Consider the following 18,642-nt stretch of genomic DNA (forward strand, 5'->3'; position numbering starts at 1 on the left):
AGCGAACGAGCATTTTAGAACATAATGTAATCCTAGCTCAGGTTTCGTTTGTGATCATCTATTATTTTCGTTTGTGAGCGTTTTGTGTGATTTAGACACAAAAAAACCTCTGTCTAATTAAGACAGAGGTCATTTGAGGGGAAATTATACGATTGACGTTACTCGTTTTCGGAGTTTGATTCGTTAGCTTCAACCACTTCAAGTGGGATAGAAGCTTCCTTCAAAATTGACAAGATTTCTTCTGGTGGCTGCTTATTGGTAAAGATCATGTTGAGCTGTGCAATATTGCCTAGTTTCACCATAGCATTGCGCCCGAACTTGGTGTGGTCTACGGCCAGAAATACACTACGGCTATTGTCAATGATCGCTTGTTTGACCCGGACTTCGTGGTAATCAAAGTCTAATAGCGAGCCATCGAAGTCGATACCGCTAATGCCGAGAATACCAAAGTCGAGACGGAACTGTTTAACGAAATCGAGGGTAGCCTCGCCAACAATACCGCCGTCTCTGCTGCGGACTTCTCCACCCGCCAAAATGACTTTGATTTCAGGGTTAGGGAAAAGAATGGTCGCAACATTGATGTTGTTGGTGACAACACGCAACTGTTTATGGTTTTTATTGAGCGCTCGCGCAACTGCTTCTGGTGTAGTGCCAATATCGATGAATAGTGTGGCACCATCTGGAATGTGTTTGACTACCTCGTCTGCAATGACATCTTTTTCATTGAAGTTGAGCGCTTTACGCGTGTTGTAAGATGTGTTTTCAGAACTGAGAGGAATAGTGGCTCCACCGTGATAACGACGAATTTTGTTGTCATCGGCGAGTTCATTGAGATCGCGTCGGATGGTTTGTGGGCTGACATTGAATCTTTCTACCAACTCATCCGTGCTGACATAGCCTTGTTTTTTCACCAGCTCAACAATCTGCTGGTGTCGAGGTATTTGCTTCACTTACCACTCCCTTGTGCATTGGTAACGGCCAATGCTTCAAATTCGAAGCTCTATTGTGCTCGAATTTGCTCGTTGTGAGAAGTAAGCGAGTTCAGGAATCGGGGATAAAGCGCAAAAAGAGCGCACAAATGGCGCTCTTTTTTTCTTATGGAGATGAGATTAATCTTCTTCGTCGTGAAGTTCAGACCAGGTTTGTGCACATTTCACTGCACGTTTCCAGCCCTTGTAACGACGATTGCGTTTTTCTTCATCATCGTGTGGCTCAAAGGTGCGATCAAGTACCGCTTTATTCTGCAACTCATCAATGCTATCCCAGTAACCAACGGCAAGGCCGGCAAGGTAGGCTGCACCAAGAGCGGTAACCTCAGTTACTTGAGGGCGGTGTACTTCTGTGTTCAATACATCGGATTGGAATTGCATGAGGAAGTTGTTCGCTACTGCACCACCATCGACGCGAAGGTTCGCAAGCTTAATGCCTGAGTCAGCTTGCATCGCATCCAGTACGTCACGAGTTTGATAAGCGATGCCTTCTAATGTTGCACGGATGATATGGTTTGAATTCACGCCGCGAGTAAGGCCGACAATCGTGCCACGTGCGTAGGCATCCCAGTATGGTGCGCCTAAACCAGTAAATGCAGGCACGACATAAACGCCGTTTGATGTATCCACTTTTGTCGCGAAGTATTCAGAGTCTTCTGCACCGTTTAGGATTTTTAATTCATCACGTAGCCATTGGATAGAAGCTCCACCCATGAATACGGCACCTTCAAGTGCATAAGCTGGTTCGCCTGCAGGACCACAAGCCAAAGTTGTTAGAAGACCATGTGTCGAAGTGACTTTTTCTTGGCCCGTATTCATTAGCAAGAAACAACCCGTACCGTAAGTGTTTTTCGCTTGACCCGCTTCAACACACATTTGGCCGTAAAGCGCCGCTTGTTGGTCACCTGCGATTCCAGAAATAGGAATACGAGTACCGCCTTTACCACCGATGTTGGTTTTACCGTAAATTTCCGATGAGCGCTTCACTTCTGGCATCATAGATGCTGGGATGCCAAGCTCATCTAACATTTTTTGATCCCAACATAGATCGTTGATGTTAAACAGCATGGTACGTGATGCGTTGGTGTAGTCGGTTACGTGAACGCGACCTTGAGTCATCTTCCAAACTAACCAAGTATCGACAGTACCAAACAACAGCTTGCCTGCTTCTGCGTCTTCTCGTGCGCCTTCAACATTGTCCAGAATCCATTTAACTTTGGTACCGGAGAAGTAAGGGTCAAGCACCAAACCAGTGTTGTCACGTACATAGTTTTCGAGACCGCGTGCTTTTAAATCTTCACAGATATCAGCAGTACGGCGACATTGCCATACTATCGCATTGTAAACGGGTTTACCTGTTTCTTTATTCCAGACGATGGTCGTTTCACGCTGGTTAGTAATACCGATAGCCGCTAATTGGTCGCTACGGATGCCAGACTTAGCTAGAGCTTCTACTAAGGTAGAGCTTTGTGTTGCCCAGATCTCCATTGGATCATGTTCAACCCAACCAGCTTCTGGATAAATCTGAGTAAATTCGCGTTGCGCGACGCTTACGATGTTCGCATCGTGATCAAGAATCACTGCGCGAGAGCTTGTTGTACCTTGGTCTAGGGCAACAATGTATTTTTGCTCAGTCATGGTAAGAATCCTTTTGTTTCGTTATTTATATTTTAGTAAATGTTCGAGTTACGTCAGTTTTAAGCTCTAGCTTCTTCTGTTTCTTCTTCCGTCTCACATTGGTTTGGAATCGTGCAACCGTGACCTTGTTGTGGAAGGTAAGCGGCAATCGCTTTTGGATACAACCAACCACCAAAACACGCACCTGCAATCGGAGCAAGTAAAGGCACGATAAAGTAAGGAATGTCTTTAGCACCTGTCAGAGCGTAATCCCAGCCTGCGAAGTAAGCGAACAGCTTCGGTCCAAAGTCACGAGCAGGGTTCATCGCAAAGCCTGTTAGTGGGCCAAGTGAACCACCGATGACGGCAATCAAAATACCGATCAATAGAGGGTTCATTGCGCCACGTGCCGCGCCGTTATTTTCATCGCCCAGAGCCAGAATCGCAAACATCAGCACAGCAGTGATAACGAATTCCACAGCAAAAGCACCAAAGAAAGAGAGGGAGGCATGCGGATAGGTTGAGAAGATACCAGCAGTTGCTAGTGCATCTTGGCTGCTGCGAACGAAGTTATGAGCGATTTCGTAGTCGGTGAAAAGGTTGCTGTATAAGCTGTATACCAATGCAGCAGAACAGAATGCCCCAAGCATTTGAGCGATAATGTATGGCACCACTTTCGCCTTATCAAAACCATGGAACATAGCAAGTGCGATGGTAACGGCAGGGTTGATGTGTGCACCAGAGACGCCAGCCGTACAGTAAATAGCGATGGCGACACCGAAGCCCCATACAATACTGATTTCCCATTGTCCAAATGATGCTCCTGTTAGAACTAAGGCTGCAACACAGCCTACGCCGAAGAAAATAAGTAGTCCTGTACCGATAAACTCGGCCAAACATTCTCCAAGCAGAGAGGGGTGTTTGTTCGTTGTCATGTTAAAAGTCCTTTGATCATTTTTGCCTGTCTAGCACGATACTATTGTGCATATATAAACGTTTGCGAAAACAAACGAGCGTTAAAAATGAGCGTTTGAGCATAAATTTGTTAATCAAAGTCTTCGTTTTTGTTAAATGGCGCATCTTTTAACCGGAAAAGAACACAACGAAAATAATTTATTTGTCACGAGGCCAGTGTTGAGAGCGCTCAAATTACCGATGTGAAAAAGAATGCACAACTGGTAAGAGGAGTTTTGTGAAGCTGCTACGTGCTTGGAGACTTATTGCACAGAACTTGTGTAGCAATTAACCCTAAAGGAGTAGCGGAATGTCAAATGTATCAAGGGATAGCAGTGATATAAAAAATACGCTGTCATGTTTGGACTTTTAGAAAAAATCGTCATCCCATTGGTACCAATAGGATGAGTTGATAAGAGAATAAACGCTGTTAATGTCTTGTGTTTGTGAATCATTGCTTCGGCTTGTATTCAAATAAAAATTGTTTTTTTTATTTCGTTTGATGCTAAACGTGATCGTTTTTCAGCTTTTTAGTTATTAGTTGGTTCGGAGCGAGTAGGGCAGGCGTAAATCGCCCTTTTTACGGTTAGTTTATGTTCTAATTCGAGCCTTTGTTTCAAAGGTTTCGAATTGGAATGCTCAAGTGAGAGGTTTGAACATCAGTTTCATATTAACGAATCTTGAGTAAAGTTGAACGATGATCTAATTAATGCTCATATAATTTACTGTATTTACTTATATTTAATCCATGTGCAACATTTGTCACAGAAATAAAATCCTAACTCCATACAATTCATGAACTTTCGAACGAAGATTTATTTTGTTTCGTTCGCTCCTTTTGTGTTTTTACCATCGCATACAAAATAATGAGGTTCCTATGTTTGGAATATTCAAACCTAAGGCGCACATTGATCGTCTGTCCCCTGGCAGCATCGATAGCACCTACTCTCGCCTCCGTTGGCAACTCTTTATCGGTATCTTTGTTGGCTACGCCGGTTACTATCTAGTTCGTAAAAACTTCAGTTTGGCGATGCCTTATCTTATCGAGCAAGGCTTTAGCCGCGGAGACTTAGGTGTCGCCTTGGCAGCTGTTTCCATTGCATATGGTCTCTCTAAGTTTCTAATGGGCAGCGTTTCAGACCGCTCCAACCCTCGCTATTTCCTTAGTGGCGGCCTATTGATGTCTGCATTAGTGATGTTTTGCTTTGGCTTTATGCCATGGGCGACTGGTAGCGTCACTGCGATGTTCATTTTGCTTTTCTTAAACGGTTGGTTCCAAGGGATGGGGTGGCCTGCTTGTGGCCGAACCATGGTGCACTGGTGGTCACGTAAAGAGCGTGGTGAGATCGTTTCGGTTTGGAACGTGGCGCACAACGTGGGTGGCGGTTTGATTGGTCCACTATTTATTCTTGGCCTGTGGGCATTTAATGATGATTGGCGCACTGCATTTTATGTTCCTGCATTTTTCGCCACGTTGGTTGCTGTGTTTGTTTGGATGACGGTTCGCGATACCCCTCAGTCTTGTGGTCTGCCTCCTATTGAAGAATACAAAGACGATTACCCAGATGACTATGACAAGTCCCATGAACAAGAAATGACAGCGAAGGAAATCTTCTTCAAATACGTCTTCAACAACAAACTTCTTTGGTCGATTGCAATTGCAAACGCATTTGTTTACCTAATTCGTTACGGCGTACTGGACTGGGCACCTGTTTACCTAAAAGAAGCGAAGGATTTCTCGGTAGATAAATCGTCATGGGCTTATTTCTTATACGAATGGGCTGGCATTCCAGGAACACTATTGTGTGGTTGGATCTCTGACAAATTGTTCAAAGGTCGTCGTGCACCTGCTGGTATCTTATTTATGGTGTTAGTGACAGTTGCAGTGATGGTTTATTGGTTTAACCCTGCAGGCAACCCAACAGTAGATATGATGGCGCTTATTGCAATTGGCTTCCTAATCTATGGTCCGGTTATGCTGATCGGTTTGTACGCACTTGAACTCGCTCCGAAGAAAGCCGCAGGTACTGCCGCTGGTCTTACTGGTTTGTTTGGATACCTGGGTGGGGCAGTTGCCGCAAACGCGATTTTGGGCTACACCGTAGACCACTTTGGCTGGGATGGTGGCTTTATCATCTTAGTGGGTTCTTGTATTACTTCTATCGTGTGTTTGATGTACGCCTTCTTAGGTGAACGTGCGCACCACGAGCAAAAAGAGCGCGAGAAGGAAGCGCTAGCGTAATATTTATTTAAAGAGGCAGTGGAATACTGCCTCTTCGCTTTATCAAGGAAATAACAATGAAAACAAAGTCAGTATGTCTTACTTTTTTAGCACTTAGCCTCTCTGCTGGTGCGATTGCGAAGCCGCTTGTCATTGCGCATCGTGGTGCATCGGGCTACTTGCCTGAGCACACGCTAGAAGCCAAAGCACTTGCTTACGCAATGAAACCTGACTACATAGAGCAAGATGTGGTAATGACGAAAGATGACCAGTTGGTCGTGTTGCATGACCATTATCTCGATCGCGTAACGGATGTTGCGGAGCGTTTTCCTGATCGTGCACGTAAAGATGGTCGTTATTATGCGATTGATTTCACTCTGGCGGAAATCAAATCCTTGCGAGTAACTGAAGGCTTTAATATCGATGACAAAGGCAACAAAGTAGCGGGCTATCCAACCCGATTCCCTATGTGGAAATCTGATTTCACCGTGCCGACGTTTGCTGAAGAGATTGAGCTGATCCAAGGCTTAAACAAAACGCTGGGTTATGACATCGGTATTTACCCAGAAATTAAAGCGCCTTGGTTCCATCGTCATGAAGGTAAGGACATTTCTAAAGCAGTACTTAAAGTCTTGAAGCAGTACGGTTACGGCTCTCAAGACGACAAAGTCTACCTTCAGTGTTTTGACGCGAATGAACTTCAACGCATCAACAGTGAACTCATGCCTGCAATGGACATGGACTTAAAGCTCGTTCAGCTTATGGCTTACACGGACTGGAACGAAACTATGGTGTACAAAGGCGACAAGGCAACACCATACAGTTATGACTGGATGTTCGAAGCCGACGGAATGAAGAAAGTAGCGAGTTACGCGGAAGGAATTGGACCTTGGAAGCCGATGCTGGTGGATGATAAGTCAACCAAAGATAATATCATCATCAAGCCGTTGATGAAGGCTGCAAAAGACGCTGGCTTGCAAGTGCATCCATACACGTTCCGCGCCGATCCAGGACGCATTCCAGCGTACACTGACAGCTTTGAAGGCATGATGGATGTGTACTACAACCAAGTAAAAGTGGATGGTTTGTTTACTGATTTCCCAGATAAAGCGGTCAGCTTTTTAAATCAGTAATCACGCATTTTGCTGTAAGCTAAAAAATCCCCCAACAGTTTCCTGCTGGGGGATTTTTCGTAGGGCTAATTCACGAATGAATTAGTTGTTTTTATGCAGTTCGCTGTTCAGTTCAACCGCGCTCTTGTTAGCAAGACACTCGATTTGACCTGTTACAGAGTTACGACGGAACAGTAGGTCAGAAACACCTGCAAGATCGCGTGCTTTCACTACTTCTACTTCTTGGCCTGCAGAATCTAGCATGCGCACTTTAGAGCCAGCGGTTACGTATAGACCTGATTCGATAGTACAACGGTCACCCATTGGGAAACCAAGACCTGCGTTTGCGCCTAGTAGCGAGTTTTCACCGATAGAAACTACAACTTTACCGCCGCCAGATAGTGTGCCCATGATAGATGCGCCGCCGCCGATGTCAGAGCCGTTACCAACCACTACGCCAGCAGAGATACGACCTTCAACCATGCTCACGCCTGTTGTACCCGCGTTGAAGTTGATGAAGCCTTCGTGCATTACTGTTGTGCCTTCGCCAACGTGTGCGCCAAGACGTACGCGAGAAGTATCAGCGATACGAACGCCAGTTGGTACCACGTAGTCCACCATTTTAGGGAACTTGTCTACGCAATCTACGCTTAGTGCACGACCCGCTAGGCGAGCTTCGATTTGACGCTCTGCTAGTTCAGGTAGATCGATTGGACCTTCGTTAGTCCATGCGATGTTGTGCAGTAGACCGAAGATCCCGTCTAGTACTGTGCCGTGTGGCTTAACTAGACGGTTAGAGATAAGTTGAAGTTTTAGGAAGCCTTCAGCAACACTTTGTGGCTGCTCGTCAGTGGCAAGGATAACCAGTACAAGTGGTTGTGCTGATTCTGCTGCTTTTGCTGCGAAAGAAGCGTTTGCCGCATCGCCGTTTGCTTCAAATGCTGCTGCCAGTTCTGCGCTTTGTGCTGCAGAGATCTCGATAGCTTGGTTGCCTTGCTCATAACCTGCTACTGCTGCTAGTGCGTTAACAAGCGCTTCGCTTGGGTTAAGAACTGGGTTTGGGAAAAACGCTTCGATGATTTTGCCGTCGCGGTTTTTAGTTGCCGTACCAAAGGCTAGAGAGAAGAAAGCCATAGTTGATCTCCATGTGTTGAGTCTTGTGTCTCGTCTGTTCACTGACAAGAAATAATTAAGTTGTCGGTCATCATAAAGAGAGTGTTGGGGAGTTTAAAGAGGGGAAATGGAGAAAGTCCGTAGATGGATACCTTTTGTCTTTTTAGAGATATGTTTGTCTGATGAGAAATGTGTCGCAAAAGCCTTATCAGGCCGATTTTGGGCAGAGACACAGTGAAGTGGGAGAAGGGAGCATCGCAAAAAAATAAGGGGAGGACCGAAGTCACTCCCCCTACACTGGGTTTGTTGGATTTACTGACTTTGGATAGTAAAGCGATAAATCGACTTAGAGGCTTAGCTCACCGACCTCTACTGCAAGTGCAACCGTTGCCCCTACCATTGGATTGTTGCCCATACCGATGAAGCCCATCATCGCTACGTGTGCTGGTACTGAAGAGCTACCCGCGAATTGCGCATCGGCGTGCATGCGACCCAAGGTATCTGTCATGCCGTAAGAGGCAGGACCTGCCGCCACGTTGTCTGGGTGTAGAGTACGACCAGTACCACCACCTGATGCCACAGAGAAGTAAGGCATGCCTTCACGGTTACGTTCTGCTTTGTAGATGCCTGCTACAGGGTGTTGGAAGCGAGTCGGGTTGGTTGAGTTACCAGTGATGCTCACATCCACTTGTTCTTTATGCATGATAGCCACGCCTTCACGCACATCGTCTGCACCGTAGCAAAGGATCTCACCACGTGGACCTTGGGAGAAACGGCGACGTTCTACTTCCACTAACTCACCAGTTTGGTAGTTGTACTGAGTGCGTACGTAAGTGAAACCATTGATGCGTGAGATTAGGTAAGCGGCGTCTTTACCCAAGCCATTTAGGATAACTTTCAACGGATTTTTTCGTGACTTGTTCACGTTCAATGCGATTTTGATAGCGCCTTCTGCCGCTGCGAATGACTCATGGCCCGCAAGGAAAGCGAAACAGCCACTTTCTTCATTCAATAGACGAGCCGCCAATGCACCGTGACCGATACCCACTCGGCGTTGTTCTGCGACGCTGCCTGGTTTTGTGCAGGCTTGAAGGCCTTCACCGATGATGTTTGCAGCTTCTTCAGCTGTTTTTGCTACGCGGAAAATCGCCAAAGCAGTGCCTAGCGTGTAGGCATCGGCAGCGCTTTCAAACGCGATAGGTTGAGTGTCCATCACTAGCGCTTTAGGGTCGATACCACGATCCATACAGTATTGGTAAGCCTCTTCCAGAGAAGAAAGTTGCATTTCGTCTAATGTGCGACGTACAGATTCAGTAATTGGAGTGTTCATAATCTCTTTCCTCTTGGTGGCATTATTGTTGGCGTGGGTTGATAGTAGTTACGGCTTCGTCAAAACGACCGTAAGTCCCCGTTGCTTTGTTTGCGGCTTCTGCCGCAGATACGCCTTCGTTGATGGCTTTCATCATCTTGCCTAGGTTGAGATATTGGTAACCAATCACTTCTTTGTTTTCGTCTAACGCGAGTTTTGTTACGTAGCCTTCAGCCAACTCCATGTAACGTACGCCTTTTGCTTTAGTTGAGTAGCTAGTACCCACTTGGCTACGTTGAGTTTGACCAAGGTCTTCCAGTGCCGCACCAATTTCCAAGCCGCCTTCAGAGAAAGCGGATTGAGTACGACCGTAAACAAATTGAAGGAAGATTTCGCGCATCGCGACGTTAATAGCATCACATACCAAGTCGGTATTCAGTGCTTCAAGAATGGTTTTGCCTGTTAGGATTTCTGCGGCCATCGCGGCTGATTGAGTCATGCCTGAACAGCCGATCGTTTCGATCAAAGCTTCTTCGATGATGCCGTTTTTGACGTTAAGGGTCAGTTTTGCTGCGCCTTGTTGAGGAGCACAAGCGCCAACGCCGTGGCTAAGACCAGAAATCGCGATAACGTCTTTTGGATTGATCATTGCGCCTTCAACAGGGATCGGTGCAGATGCATGAAGATCGCCGCGTTGAATCGGGCACATTGATTGGATTTCGTGTGAATATTGCATAATGTTTTCCCAGTGTATTTTTATTTTTTGAGAAAACAGGAGCGGGGTTGGAGAAGAGTTGAATTGCTCACTACAGAACTCTTGCTTTAACAACATTGGTAAAGCATTTCCAACAGGGCTGACCTGTTTTCGTTTCTGTAGGAGTCATTAGCTGTAAAAGCGGTTCGAATCTTTCGATTCCGGTGGCACCCCATCACCGAACCCATTTAGACTAGATCTAAGTCACACTAATCTGCAACATGAAATTTAGAGCAATTTGGGATATTAAATCGGTTCTTTATATTCTCAGAGATATATGGAGATAAACGGAAGGAATAAAAAAACGCCGCATAATGCGACGCTTTTTCTAAACAAATGAGAGGCTTATGCAGCGTCTTCTTGCTCGCTATCTTCTTCAACAGCTTCAAGCTTCTTTGCTTTTTTTGGTGCAGGTTTACGTTTTGCACCAAGAGCATAAAGCACTTCTTCTTTGTTTTGCGCAAGGAACATTGCAAGATCTTCTTGCTTACCTTCGTCTTCTAGAAGTTCACTTTTACCCAGCAGTGAGAATAACTCGTCTGCCATATCCAGCATTTTGTCGTATGCGTCAGCTTCCGCTTTAGAGGTAAAAGTCATTTTCTCTTCTCCATTGCGTTCTACCACGTACTTGACGATTACAGCCATGGTTGGTCCCCTAATTTGGTGTATTGATACTGGCTTTTTATACAGTTTTTGACCAATCAAGTCTAGCGACAAGCCTCAGAATGAGAGACACGTACAACTAACTGACTAGCATTTAAACTATCTTGGTTTCACTTTGCGGATTTGTCCGCCAAAGGAAGGTTTGTTGGTCGCTCCCAATCTTGGCAAAATTCGATAAACGTTCTGAGCAATGGGCTTTGATATTTCTCTTTATGAACCAGTAACCAGAAGCGACGTTTCATATCTAAAGGCATGTCGAGCAGTTTTACGCGGCCGTCACGAATAGCAGGTTCTGCAGACAAACGTGACAAACAGCCCAAGCCTAACCCTGCCGATACTGAGTTGATCAACGCTTCGGTGGTATTGAGCTGAAAAGCTTCATGCCAATGTTCCAAGCGCGGCGCGACAACGCGCATAAAAAATTCGCGTGAACCAGATCCTGCCTCTCGCAATATCCATTCACTGTTTTCTAGCTCGGTTAAGTTTACTGGCCCTTCGTGCGCGGCTGGGGAATTGGGCGCGCAAATCACGCACATTTCATCTTCGCTAAACTGGGTAGACTGCAATTCAGGGTGAAGTGTTTTGCCTTCAATGAGGGCTATGTCTAACTCGTAATCGGTCAGCATGTCGCAGATTTGTGCGGAGTTAGAAATGAACAGACTTTGAGAACGATGGTTCGTTTGCTGACGAAATTCGCTAAGCAAATAGGGCGCGACTTGGTTGCCAATGGTGTCGCTGGCACCAATGCGAAGTTGGCCCGATAGCGCTTGGTCACCATCGAAAATGCTCTCGATGTCCTTGGCTCGGTTGAGTAATTCATCCGCCAGTGGCAGTAGTTTTTGACCTTCTTGGTTCAAAATCAGTCGGTTATTAACACGATCAAATAAGTGATGGCCGATCTGCTTTTCTAATTCTGAGAGTGCCATGCTCACTGCGGCTTTCGATAAAAAGAGACTATCAGAAGCCGCTGTGAGCGTTTTGTGCTGCGTGATCGTCGTAAACACTTTCAGTTGTTTAAGAGAAATGTGACTTGCCATACCCCACCGTTAAGTAATTCTGAACGTTTGTTTTAAATAATTAGATATATCGGAACGAAGTGCAAGCGTATTATACGTCCCATCAAGAGTGAGTCTGGTTGAGGTCATCATGATTCAAAGAACAAAAGCAAAAGTAATGGGAGCACCAACTCCAATGGCGGGTTTGGCTCTTGGTATTGCAAGCTTGGGCTGGAGTTGGGAGAACTTCGCCGAATTACATGGCTACGGACAGTGGATTAGTGCGGGTATCGCGAGCATATTGTTGGCTATATTGGCAACCAAGTTTTTGCTACATAATCATCTATTGAGACAAGATCTTGCTCATCCGGTTGTGGGCAGCGTGGTTCCGACATTTGCGATGGGCACTATGGTGGTATCGAACTCTCTCGGTCATTTTTACCCATTAGCTGGCGATGCGCTTTGGCTGATTGCGGTGGTTTTGCACATCGTATTCTTGGTGAGCTTTGTTTACCATCGCGCCAAAGATTTTGAATTGCACCACATGGTTCCTAGTTGGTTTGTACCGCCTGTGGGTATCATCGTTGCGGATGTGTCTTTCTCTGGCAACCCGATGTTAGCACCAGTGGCACAAGGTGCATTGATGTTTGGTATGGTGGCGTACGCGATCATGTTGCCGATGATGATTTACCGTTTCATGTTTACCCATGAAATTCCGGATGCAGCGAAACCAACAATGGCAATTATGGCGGCACCAGCAAGTCTATCATTGGCAGGGTACTTAACGGTCACTGCGACACCATCACCAGTGATCATCGCTATGCTATTTGGTATCGCGGTATTGATGACAGCCATCATTTACCTCGCATTCTTTAAATTGCTTAGACTGCCATTTAGCCCAGGCTATGCGGCGTTCACTTTCCCGATGGTGATCGGTGCGACGGCGCTGTTTAAAATGGCGAATTGGATGGAGTTGCAAGGATTGGCTGCGCACTATGTTCAACAAGTGCGAGGCTTAGCTAGTCTTGAGTTGATTGTGGCAACATTTGTTGTCTCTTATGTGGCCTTACAATACATCAACAACTTGTTGATTCAGCCACGCTTGATGCACGCTCATCACGCTTAAATAGCAGATAGGAAAAAGCCTCTTGGTCTTACAACCAAGAGGCTTTTTTATTTCAATCGGCGTCGATGTTGGACACTAGCCTTTTTTGTAAAATCGCGACATCTCATCCAGAGAATGACGAATGATATCGACAGGAATTTTCTGTTCTTTCTCGACTTTTAACTGGCGATTCAGTTGCTGAGAGTGCCCGCCAGGGTTGACCACAAGCATCAGTTCTTTGCCGACCAATGCATAGTTGTAGTAGCTGCCTGCAATATACCAATCGCGAGAGGCAGAGCTATCAAACAAGTTATGACCAACGCTGTATGAACTCGTTGTGCCTTGAACGTCAAACAGCGTATTCATCATGGTTGGCACGACGTCAAAATGGGTCGTGCGGTAATCAACTTGCTCTGGCTGACGATTTGGCATGTACACGTAAAGAGGCACATGTACTTGAACGTCACTGTAGTTACCCGTGTGGCCCCAATAGTTCATCTTATGGTCGTTAAACTCTTCACCATGATCTGATGAAATCACCACAATGGTGTTGTCTAAGTCGACATTTTTCAGCACATCACCAATCAAGCTGTCGATGTAGTACAACGAGTTCTTGTATCGATTGTGGTAAAGCGAAGCGTCAAAATCGTTGTTGAGCAAAATGTGGTCAACGCGTTCCCAGTATGGTTTGAATTTCGCAAATTCAGGTTCAGGAAACACCGTGCCGTGGGCGGCATCGTAGAACAGAAAACCAAAGTACGGCTTGTCGCTGTCCTGCTTTTGGAACTCGATGAACTTGTCTGTTATCTGCTGATCGCGCTCGACAGCTGTTTCTCCAGTTTGTTTCAGGGTCAAGTCCGACACTTTTTTGAATACCGTGCGAGAAAGTGGCGGGCTGGTGAGCGGTGCTGAGCCAAAAATGCCCATGCGGTAGCCTTCTGCTTGCAGCGTATCCATAAACACAGGAGAGCGTTGACTTGCGTAAAAGCTTTCCCAGTAGGTCGCTGGCAAGCTGTAAAACAGGCTGAAAATACCCGCTTGAGTTGAGTTGCCGCCGCTCATATGTTGTGTGAAATTCACCGTTTTTTCGGCGAACTTGCTGACATTTGGCATGACTTCCGGCGTCGCATCACTGTAGCGCCACGCGTCAACCAAGATAAACAAAACATTGGGCTGTTTCTCTTTGCTTTGCACTTGAATCGGCGCAAGCGGGTAGTTGAGTGAGCTACGTTCAATGTTGGTTAACTCTACGCGGTTCTTCGATGCAATGTTCTCATCCACTAGGTCGTGTTTGTAAATAAATTTACGAGCCGTCAGCGGGTAGTAAAGTGGCCAGTTATTCGAAAACTGACTGACTTCATCGTCGTAAAGTGCGTTTTTGTACGCATGAATCATCTGCGTGCTAAGCAATACAGCAAACCAGACGCTGATCAAAACGAACTTAGCTCGGCTTTGTGCCAGTTGATTACTTACCCAAACGGTACAAGCGAGCCCGATCACCAGAACGGCAATTTCACTGATGAAGATTAGCCAACTCATCCACGAAATATCGAAGACATCATCACCACCTTCGAAAAACATACGGATTAATAGAGCGTTGATGTGAAGTTTGTATTGCTGAAAAACGAGGATATCGACTTTAAACATAATCAATAGACAGATCGCGATAGCGATCACGATGCCTTTGAATGCTCGAGTCGGTAGAAAAGAGAGCAATAAACTCAACAACATAAATGGAAGAGCGATCAAGCCCAGCCAGCCATATTGAGTCGAAACCAAATAGTAACCTTGCAACAAGGTTAGTGGTTCATTCTGATTGTTAGACAACACAAAAGGATAACAAGCGATCGACAGGTACACTGTAAAGCAAGCAAAAAAAGCAATCAGCCAAGCGCTGTTGGAAGACAGTTTGCGAAACATACTTTTTATATATTTATAAATTATAGGTAGCAAGAGTATAAAACAGTGTTTTTTATTATGGAATAGTTGCGACGAATGTCACATTTTGTATGGAAGTGTCAGACTTGATTGACATGTGAAAATTCAGAAGATTCATACTCTATTTGAGTGATATATAACCTTTTGTTTTTTCCGAACGCGAGATCACTGCGGGTTTAAATAGGGCTGTGCTAAGCTAGCTAACAGTTTCAATCGGCGCTCGGTATTCCCAATTTGTTTACTGTTTATCACTCCAACCAAGTTGACGTTCTTAAATCACTCCTTGTCGAACTGATTCGAATCAGTCCGCTGGAAAACCCGTTCGAAAAAGAACAAATTCTGGTTCAAAGTCCAGGCATGTCCCAGTGGCTAAAAATGGAATTGGCCAAAGAGTTTGGTGTTGCCGCGAACATTGATTTTCCGCTCCCTGCGACTTTCATTTGGGAAATGTTTACGCAGGTATTGCCAGACGTGCCAAAACGCAGTGCGTTTAACAAAGAAGCGATGACGTGGAAGTTGATGCATTTGCTTCCGGGGCTTCTCAACCAAGAGGTGTTTTCGCCGTTAGCGCAGTACCTCAAAGATGACAGTGACCACTCTAAGCTGTATCAGCTGGCTGAGAAAATTGCCGATATTTTCGATGGTTACTTGGTGTATCGTCCGGAATGGATCGCAAGTTGGGAAGCCGGGAAGAGTGTGGCAGAGTTGGAAGATGAGCATCCGTGGCAGCCGATCTTATGGCAAGCGTTGTATGATCACACTGTGTCGTTAGGGCAGTCTCCATATCACCGTGCCAACCTTTATGAGCACTTTATCGACACGTTAGCGAGTTTTAACGGCAATTTTGACCATTTACCCAAGCGTTTGTTTGTTTTTGGCATTTCTTCGTTGCCGCCTCGCTATATGGATGCGCTAAAAGCAATTGGCGAACACATCGACGTGCATCTGATGTTCACTAACCCTTGTCGTTATTACTGGGGTGAAGTTCGAGATCGCAAATATCTGGCTCGTTTGGCGGCGAAACATCGTCAGCACGTTGTGTGGCAGGACGATCACTCGGAAGTGCAAGGTGAAACTGAGCAACTGAAAGGATCACTGGAAGATAATGTGATCGATGAGCTGCACACCGATGTGGTCGGAAACAGTCTGTTGGCGTCCATGGGTAAACTCGGGCGCGACAATATGTATCTGTTGTCTCAGCTGGAATCTCATGAAATTGAAGCCTTTGTTGATGTTGAGCGCGACAGTCTGCTCCATCAATTGCAAGCGGATATTCTCAATCTTGAAGAACATCAAGATGACCAACAGATTGAAAACAGTCATCACAAACAAGTGGTTAGCTTGGGTGATAAATCACTGAGCCTACACGCTTGTCACAGCCCGATGCGTGAAGTGGAAGTGCTGCATGATCAACTATTGGCGATGTTCGATGCTGACTCAACGTTAAAACCGCGCGATATTATCGTGATGGTCGCGGACATCAACGCTTACAGCCCTGCGATTCAGGCGGTCTTTGGTAACGCACCGGGTGAGCGTTTTATTCCCTATTCGATTTCTGACCGAACCGCCGATCAAGAGAGCCCAATTCTGGCCGCATTTATGCAGTTGGTGAACTTACCCAATACGCGCTGTTTGGCATCAGAACTACTCGAACTTTTGGAAACTCCGGCGATATTAAAGCGTTTTGAACTCAGCGAAGATGATTTCTTACAAGCCAAACAATGGGTTGAGGAATCGGGGATTCGCTGGGGGTTGGATGCCAATACCGGACGCGAATTTGAACTGCCGGAAACCCGTCAAAACACATGGCAATTTGGTATTCAACGCATGTTGCTTGGCTACGCGATGCCAGAATCCGCAGGTTTGTTTGAAACCGAGCAAGGCAGTTTATCTCCGTACAACGAAGTGCAAGGCATGGGCGCAGAGCTGGCGGGCAAGTTGGCACACTTTATTCAACAAATTAGCACTTATCGAAGCAAACTTTCTCATGTTCAGACTATTGATGGTTGGCGAGAGACTTTGGTTTCACTGCTGGATGACTTCTTCTCAGTTGAGTTAGAAGGAGAAATGGCGCTCAAATCCATTCGCGATACGCTCAGCCAACTCAAAGAGCAATTAGCTGATGCCGCATTTGATGATGCGTTATCTCCGTCGATCATCAGCCAATACCTTCAAAACAAATTATCTGGCACACGAGTCAGCCAGCGCTTCCTGGCTGGTCAAGTGAACTTTTGTACCCTGATGCCGATGCGCTCTATTCCGTTTAGAACCGTTTGCCTACTGGGGATGAATGACGGCGTGTACCCACGCTCCATGCCGCCAGAAGGCTTTGACTTGATGACGGGAAGAACCAAACCGGGCGACCGTTCGCGCCGAGATGATGACCGTTACCTATTCCTCGAAGCAATGTTATCGGCACAGCAAACGCTCTACATCAGTTATGTTGGCCGTTCAATCCAAGACAATACCGAGCGAGTGCCTTCGGTTCTGGTTTCTGAGCTGATGGAATACTGCCACCAGAACTATTGTTTAAGTGGTGATGAAGCGTTGCCCGTTGATGAGTCTGGCGACAACTTATTAAATGCGTTGGTGAATACCCACGCCATGGTGCCGTTTAGCCCAAGTGCGTTCCAAGGCATGCACGCCAGCTACGCGAAAGAGTGGATTCCAGCGGCATTGACTCAAAGTAGTCAATCGCAAGGCTATGTTCGTCGTGATTTTAATCGGGCATTAGACGACTATCTGTTAGGAGCGACGTTCCCACTTGAGCTCGACTTAGTAGAGTTGCAACGTTTCTGGCGCTTACCTGTGCAGTATTTTTTCAATCGTCGTTTAAAAGTAATCTTTGAACCGCCGCTACCGGTGATGGAAGACGACGAACCCTTTGTTTTAGGTGGTTTGGAAAGCTATCAAATGCGTGATGAGCTGTTAGAAACCTTGCTTGAAACGACATTGATGCAGCCAGAGAAAACAACAGAGGTGCTTAAACACTTTATGAGTCAACAGCGCGCGCAAGGCAAACTGCCGGTGGGGGCGTTTGGTGATATCGAGTTTGAAACCAACCGAGTTCAGGCGGAAGAGCTGGTGGATAAACTGGCGTTTTTATCTGGTGCGCCTCAAGACGATTTGGAAATCGACCTGACGTTTGATTCCTTGTTTGAGCGAAATGAAGGCGAAGAGAAAAACGTTCGCCTAACAGGTTGGCTAACTCAATGCTACCAATCCGGTTTGATTCGCTATCGAAGCGGTAAGATTCGCTCGCAGGATTACCTTGCTGCGTGGATCGATCACCTTGCCATGTCGGCGTCGGGTCATGCTAAGAAAACCCACATCATTGGTTACGATCGTAAAGAAGGCGCGCTGCATTTGATCTACCCAGAAATTGCCGATGCTCAGTATGCCAAACAGCTACTGACTGAATTAGTTCGCTTATTCTTCGAAGGCATGACTAAGCCTTTGCCTTATTTCCCGAAAACGGCGTTGGCTTGTGTTGAAGCGGGCTTTAGTCGCGGTCAGTGGGTAGATGACGAAGAGAAATCTTTGAAGAAAATGGCTGACGCATTCAATGATGGCTTCATGAGCCCGGGCGAAGGCAATAATGCGTACATCTCTCGAATTTGGCCTGCTTGGAATGATGAGTTGGCCTCAGAAGTTCGTTTGCTGACAGCATTAGTTTTGCAAGGTGCGCGCTTAGCGGTTCAAGACGCTGATGACGTAAAAGCGTAATAAAGACAGTTGGATAAAGAGAAGGAAGAGTAGGGTGGCCGCCAGAAAATCATTATTTTTTGTAGGGCGTTCGCTGTACGGCCACAAGGTCAGAGGGACCATGATACTTTTGTTTAATTCATTTGAGTTGTGCCGCCAAAAGGTTT

13 protein-coding genes and 1 riboswitch are annotated in these 18,642 nt (G+C 46.0%); of the genes, 4 read left to right on the plus strand and 9 right to left on the minus strand.

What is annotated here, in order from left to right; translation table 11 throughout:
• Positions 1 to 158 precede the first annotated feature (158 nt).
• The 3 genes from R7093_RS10385 to R7093_RS10395 form a co-directional block, all read right to left on the minus strand.
• Positions 159 to 950, minus strand: a complete 792-nt coding sequence (locus R7093_RS10385; RefSeq protein ID WP_005380192.1) for a DeoR/GlpR family transcriptional regulator — start codon at positions 948 to 950, stop codon at positions 159 to 161.
• Between the two features lie 159 nt (positions 951 to 1,109).
• Positions 1,110 to 2,627, minus strand: a complete 1,518-nt coding sequence (gene glpK, locus R7093_RS10390; RefSeq protein WP_005380193.1) for a glycerol kinase GlpK — start codon at positions 2,625 to 2,627, stop codon at positions 1,110 to 1,112.
• Between the two features lie 59 nt (positions 2,628 to 2,686).
• The gene (locus tag R7093_RS10395) at positions 2,687 to 3,541 is read right to left on the minus strand and encodes an MIP/aquaporin family protein (protein WP_005380195.1); all 855 of its coding nucleotides are present in this window, start codon (positions 3,539 to 3,541) and stop codon (positions 2,687 to 2,689) included.
• Positions 3,542 to 4,437: 896 nt separating this feature from the next.
• On the opposite strand from R7093_RS10395, the gene glpT reads away from it, so the two are divergent.
• Together glpT and glpQ are read left to right on the plus strand one after the other, a co-directional pair.
• Positions 4,438 to 5,802 carry a glycerol-3-phosphate transporter gene (gene glpT, locus R7093_RS10400; protein ID WP_005380199.1) on the plus strand — a complete coding sequence of 455 codons (1,365 nt, stop codon included), beginning with the start codon at positions 4,438 to 4,440 and terminating at the stop codon, positions 5,800 to 5,802.
• Between the two features lie 56 nt (positions 5,803 to 5,858).
• Positions 5,859 to 6,914 carry a glycerophosphodiester phosphodiesterase gene (gene glpQ, locus R7093_RS10405; protein WP_025768218.1) on the plus strand — a complete coding sequence of 352 codons (1,056 nt, stop codon included), beginning with the start codon at positions 5,859 to 5,861 and terminating at the stop codon, positions 6,912 to 6,914.
• Between the two features lie 81 nt (positions 6,915 to 6,995).
• On the opposite strand, the gene dapD is transcribed toward glpQ, so the two are convergent.
• The 5 genes from dapD to R7093_RS10430 all read right to left on the minus strand — a co-directional run bounded on the left by dapD (position 6,996) and on the right by R7093_RS10430 (position 11,769).
• The gene (dapD, locus tag R7093_RS10410) at positions 6,996 to 8,027 is read right to left on the minus strand and encodes a 2,3,4,5-tetrahydropyridine-2,6-dicarboxylate N-succinyltransferase (protein ID WP_042521367.1); all 1,032 of its coding nucleotides are present in this window, start codon (positions 8,025 to 8,027) and stop codon (positions 6,996 to 6,998) included.
• A 325-nt stretch (positions 8,028 to 8,352) separates the two neighbouring features.
• The gene (locus R7093_RS10415; RefSeq protein WP_005391709.1) at positions 8,353 to 9,336 is read right to left on the minus strand and encodes a GGGtGRT protein; all 984 of its coding nucleotides are present in this window, start codon (positions 9,334 to 9,336) and stop codon (positions 8,353 to 8,355) included.
• A 22-nt stretch (positions 9,337 to 9,358) separates the two neighbouring features.
• Complete coding sequence (locus tag R7093_RS10420; RefSeq protein ID WP_158174139.1) at positions 9,359 to 10,051, minus strand: iron-sulfur cluster assembly scaffold protein; 693 nt, start codon at positions 10,049 to 10,051, stop codon at positions 9,359 to 9,361.
• A 131-nt stretch (positions 10,052 to 10,182) separates the two neighbouring features.
• Positions 10,183 to 10,258, minus strand: a riboswitch (Fluoride riboswitch).
• A 156-nt stretch (positions 10,259 to 10,414) separates the two neighbouring features.
• The gene (locus R7093_RS10425) at positions 10,415 to 10,714 is read right to left on the minus strand and encodes a YebG family protein (protein ID WP_005380208.1); all 300 of its coding nucleotides are present in this window, start codon (positions 10,712 to 10,714) and stop codon (positions 10,415 to 10,417) included.
• Positions 10,715 to 10,842: 128 nt separating this feature from the next.
• Complete coding sequence (locus tag R7093_RS10430; protein ID WP_005391712.1) at positions 10,843 to 11,769, minus strand: LysR substrate-binding domain-containing protein; 927 nt, start codon at positions 11,767 to 11,769, stop codon at positions 10,843 to 10,845.
• Between the two features lie 109 nt (positions 11,770 to 11,878).
• Here R7093_RS10430 and R7093_RS10435 point away from each other — a divergent pair, with 109 nt between their 5' ends.
• Positions 11,879 to 12,853 carry a TDT family transporter gene (locus R7093_RS10435; RefSeq protein WP_005391714.1) on the plus strand — a complete coding sequence of 325 codons (975 nt, stop codon included), beginning with the start codon at positions 11,879 to 11,881 and terminating at the stop codon, positions 12,851 to 12,853.
• Positions 12,854 to 12,928: 75 nt separating this feature from the next.
• Here R7093_RS10435 and R7093_RS10440 read toward each other — a convergent pair whose 3' ends face one another.
• A complete protein-coding gene (locus R7093_RS10440) occupies positions 12,929 to 14,752 on the minus strand; it encodes a DUF3413 domain-containing protein (RefSeq protein WP_031780218.1) in 1,824 nt (607 codons plus the stop codon).
• Positions 14,753 to 15,004: 252 nt separating this feature from the next.
• Between R7093_RS10440 and recC the strand changes: the two genes are divergently transcribed.
• The gene (gene recC, locus R7093_RS10445; protein ID WP_318146642.1) at positions 15,005 to 18,496 is read left to right on the plus strand and encodes an exodeoxyribonuclease V subunit gamma; all 3,492 of its coding nucleotides are present in this window, start codon (positions 15,005 to 15,007) and stop codon (positions 18,494 to 18,496) included.
• The last annotated feature ends 146 nt before the right edge of the window (positions 18,497 to 18,642 follow it).

It is taken from the genome of Vibrio sp. 1580, from assembly GCF_033340055.1.

Excerpts from the sequence above, each read along its gene's own strand:
- glpT (WP_005380199.1), top strand. The coding sequence starts at position 4,438 with ATGTTTGGAATATTCAAACCTAAGGCGCACATTGATCGTCTGTCCCCT.
- R7093_RS10415 (WP_005391709.1), bottom strand. The coding sequence starts at position 9,336 with ATGAACACTCCAATTACTGAATCTGTACGTCGCACATTAGACGAAATG.
- R7093_RS10440 (WP_031780218.1), bottom strand. The coding sequence starts at position 14,752 with ATGTTTCGCAAACTGTCTTCCAACAGCGCTTGGCTGATTGCTTTTTTT.
- R7093_RS10435 (WP_005391714.1), top strand. The coding sequence starts at position 11,879 with ATGATTCAAAGAACAAAAGCAAAAGTAATGGGAGCACCAACTCCAATG.
- glpQ (WP_025768218.1), top strand. The coding sequence starts at position 5,859 with ATGAAAACAAAGTCAGTATGTCTTACTTTTTTAGCACTTAGCCTCTCT.
- R7093_RS10395 (WP_005380195.1), bottom strand. The coding sequence starts at position 3,541 with ATGACAACGAACAAACACCCCTCTCTGCTTGGAGAATGTTTGGCCGAG.
- R7093_RS10430 (WP_005391712.1), bottom strand. The coding sequence starts at position 11,769 with ATGGCAAGTCACATTTCTCTTAAACAACTGAAAGTGTTTACGACGATC.
- dapD (WP_042521367.1), bottom strand. The coding sequence starts at position 8,027 with ATGGCTTTCTTCTCTCTAGCCTTTGGTACGGCAACTAAAAACCGCGAC.
- R7093_RS10420 (WP_158174139.1), bottom strand. The coding sequence starts at position 10,051 with ATGCAATATTCACACGAAATCCAATCAATGTGCCCGATTCAACGCGGC.
- glpK (WP_005380193.1), bottom strand. The coding sequence starts at position 2,627 with ATGACTGAGCAAAAATACATTGTTGCCCTAGACCAAGGTACAACAAGC.
- R7093_RS10425 (WP_005380208.1), bottom strand. The coding sequence starts at position 10,714 with ATGGCTGTAATCGTCAAGTACGTGGTAGAACGCAATGGAGAAGAGAAA.